The 3187-nt window shown below is 70.2% G+C and carries 3 protein-coding genes and 1 riboswitch; of the genes, 1 reads left to right on the plus strand and 2 read right to left on the minus strand.

All coding sequences use genetic code 11. The features are described from left to right. The coding region (locus tag ACK5F2_RS13120) for an FAD-dependent oxidoreductase (RefSeq protein ID WP_409865258.1) at positions 1–575 on the minus strand (575 nt) is incomplete at its 3' end. 1 nt (position 576) lies between these two features. Next, complete coding sequence (gene thiC / locus ACK5F2_RS13125) at positions 577–2433, minus strand: phosphomethylpyrimidine synthase ThiC (RefSeq protein ID WP_409865259.1); 1857 nt, start codon at positions 2431–2433, stop codon at positions 577–579. 184 nt (positions 2434–2617) lie between these two features. Then, a riboswitch (TPP riboswitch) is annotated at positions 2618–2738 on the minus strand. A gap of 131 nt (positions 2739–2869) precedes the next feature. Between thiC and ACK5F2_RS13130 the strand changes: the two genes are divergently transcribed. Beyond that, positions 2870–3187 (plus strand): hypothetical protein (locus ACK5F2_RS13130; RefSeq protein WP_409865261.1); only part of this gene is annotated, 318 nt, incomplete at its 3' end.

Consider the following 3187-nt stretch of genomic DNA (forward strand, 5'->3'; position numbering starts at 1 on the left):
GCTTCAACGCGCGCACCGCCCCGCAGATGCAGCAGGCCCGGCAAGACCTGGTCCACCGTCTGCTCCCAGTGCCAGCGCACGCCCATGGCGCCTTCGTGCAAGGCGGCCATGGCCTGGACGGGGTTGATCAGGCCCTCGCCGGGCAGCAGCCAGGCCAGCAGGCCGGCGGGCGCCAGCGCGGGTTCCAGCGCACGCAGCTGCTCGGGGGTCAGGGCTTGCGCCCCGGGCATGCGGGCCAGGGCGCGGGCGGCGGCGCCACGGTCCGCGCCATGGGCCAGCAGCAGGCTGCCTTCCACGCACAGGCGTGGCGGTTGCGGGCCCAGGCGGGCCACGATCTGCGGCCACAGGGCCAGGCTTTGCCAGCCCAGGGCCGCCACCTCGGGGCCGCCGCATTCCTGCTCGGCCAGGGGGCTGAGCATGCCGGCGGCGGTGAAGGCGGCCGCGCCCTGGCCGTCGAAGCGCGGCGCGGGGCCGGGCGCGGGGTCGAAGACCTCGACCTCATGCTCGGCCCGCGCCAGCGCCCAGGCGAACAGGCGCCCGGCCAGGCCGGCGCCGGCGATGGCGATGCGGGCCATCTCAGCCCTTGGCGATGGGGATGTAGAGCTCCCCGCCCTGGGCCTTGAACTCGGCGCTCTTGTCGGCCATGCCCTGCTGGGCGGCGGCGTAGTCGCGCACCTCCTGCGTGATCTTCATGGAGCAGAACTTGGGGCCGCACATGGAGCAGAAATGGGCCACCTTGGCGCTGTCCTTGGGCAGGGTCTCGTCGTGGAACTCGCGCGCGGTCTCGGGGTCCAGGCCGAGATTGAACTGGTCGGTCCAGCGGAACTCGAAGCGGGCCTTGGAGAGCGCGTCGTCGCGGGCGCGCGCGCCCGGATGGCCCTTGGCCACATCGGCCGCGTGGGCCGCGATCTTGTAGGCCATCAGGCCGGCCTTCACATCGTCGCGGTCGGGCAGGCCCAGATGCTCCTTGGGCGTGACGTAGCAGAGCATGGCGCAGCCGAACCAGCCGATCATGGCCGCGCCGATGCCGCTGGTGATGTGGTCATAGCCCGGCGCGATATCGGTGGTGAGCGGGCCCAGGGTGTAGAAGGGCGCCTCGTCGCAGTGCTTGAGCTGCTCGTCCATATTGGCCTGGATCAGGTGCATGGGCACATGGCCAGGGCCTTCGATCATGGTCTGCACATCGTGCTTCCAGGCGATCTTGGTCAGTTCGCCGAGCGTCCTCAGCTCGGCGAACTGGGCCTCGTCATTGGCATCGGCGAGCGACCCGGGCCGCAGGCCGTCGCCCAGGGAGAAGCTCACGTCATAGGCCTTCATGATTTCGCAGATCTCTTCGAAATGCGTGTACAGGAAGTTCTCCTGGTGGTGGGCGATGCACCACTTGGCCAGGATGGAGCCGCCGCGCGAGACGATGCCGGTGCGGCGCTTGACCGTCAGGGGCACGAAGGGCAGGCGCAGGCCGGCGTGGATGGTGAAGTAGTCCACGCCCTGCTCGGCCTGCTCGATCAGGGTGTCGCGGAACAGGGCCCATGTCAGGTCTTCGGCCACGCCGCCGACCTTTTCGAGCGCCTGGTAGATGGGCACGGTGCCGATGGGCACGGCGCTGTTGCGGATGATCCAGTCGCGGGTGGTGTGGATATTGCGGCCGGTGCTCAGGTCCATCACCGTGTCCGCGCCCCAGCGCGTGGCCCAGACCATCTTCTCCACCTCTTCCTCGATGCTGGAGGTGACGGCCGAGTTGCCGATGTTCGCGTTCACCTTGACCAGGAAGTTGCGGCCTATGGCCATGGGTTCCAGCTCGGGGTGATTGATATTGGCGGGGATGATGGCGCGGCCGCGTGCCACCTCCTCGCGCACGAACTCGGGCGTGATGTGTTCGGGAATGCGGGCGCCCATGGCATTGCCGCGCAGGCGGGCCTCGCGCTCGGCGTCGGCCTCGTACTCGCGCATCCAGTCCAGGCGCTGGTTCTCGCGAATGGCCACGAACTCCATCTCGGGCGTGATGATGCCGCGGCGCGCGTAGTGCAGCTGGGTGACGTTGTGCCCGGCCTTGGCGCGGCGCGGCGTGCGTTGCAGACCGGCGCTGAGCTCGCGCAGCTTGAGCTGCTGCTCCTGGTCGCGCAGGCCGTCGTCGATCAGCTGGATGCGGCGACCCTCATAGGCCTCGGTGTCCTGCCGGGCCTCAACCCAGGCGGCGCGCGGGGCGGGCAGGCCGCGTCTGACGTCGATGTCGGCGCCGGGGTCGGTGTAGGGGCCGGAGGCGTCGTAGACCGTGACCGTCTCGCCATTGGTCAGCGAGATGGCGCGCATGGGCACGCGCAGCTCGGGGTGCAGGCTGCCGGCCACATGGGTCTTGCGTGAGGCGGGCAGGGGTTCGCGGCTCAGCGCGATGCTCTGGGCCAGCTGGGCGTCTTGGGGGATGCGGTCGTTCATGGCGGCTTGTGTCTCCGGAAAGTAGGACTCCGGAGGTCGAGCCAAGAACCAGGCTGGCAGGCGCGCGAGGGTGCTCGGGCGGCGCGGGGTGTGAGTGAGCCCGGGAGCTTGGCAGGGGAGGCGCGGCGGGCCCGGCAAGGGCTGTCGCGCACTCGGCCCTGGAGCATCCAGGGCCCGCACCCAGGGCGTGGGAGCAGGCTCTTCTTACGCCGGTACAAACCGGATCAAGTTCGGCGGGTCCGTGGCTTCCACCACATCTCAGCCCGGCGTCTGCAAGACGCATCAGGGCTCCCCGGAGCAGGCGCGCAGTATAGGGTGAGAGGCCGGCGCTTGCGTGAAATCTCTGACAGCTTGTGCGCGCAAACCCGCTTGTCGCGCAGGGGACTGTTGCCCACACTGCGCGGCGTCATCGTCGTCGCAACCTGGGAGGGATGGGATGGAATCCGAACGTTGCCGTCGCGGTCTGCAGCCGCGACACAGCCTGGTCCTGGCCATAAGCCTGGTGCTGGGCATGCTGGCCCCGGGGGCCGGGGCACAGGAGCTGGGCGATCTGGCCGGCAAGGCCAAGCTCAGCGATGCCGAGCGCGCCAAGCGCGATGCGGACAAGGTGATGCAGTGGATTCGCTTCCACGCGGACAAGGCCGACCGACCGGTGCGGGCCGCGCCGACGCGCGAGGCCCCGCCCGCCGCGGCTCGGGAGCCGGCCGCCAGGGAGCCGGCCCGGGATGTGGCGGCGCGTTGGGCCGCCTCACGG

Origin of the sequence: Roseateles sp. (genome assembly GCF_046300915.1) — a bacterium.
Lineage (GTDB): Bacteria > Pseudomonadota > Gammaproteobacteria > Burkholderiales > Burkholderiaceae_C > Kinneretia.

What these genes read in the sequence shown, in the direction of transcription:
- thiC (WP_409865259.1), bottom strand. Translation starts at nt 2,433, where the DNA reads ATGAACGACCGCATCCCCCAAGACGCCCAGCTGGCCCAGAGCATCGCG.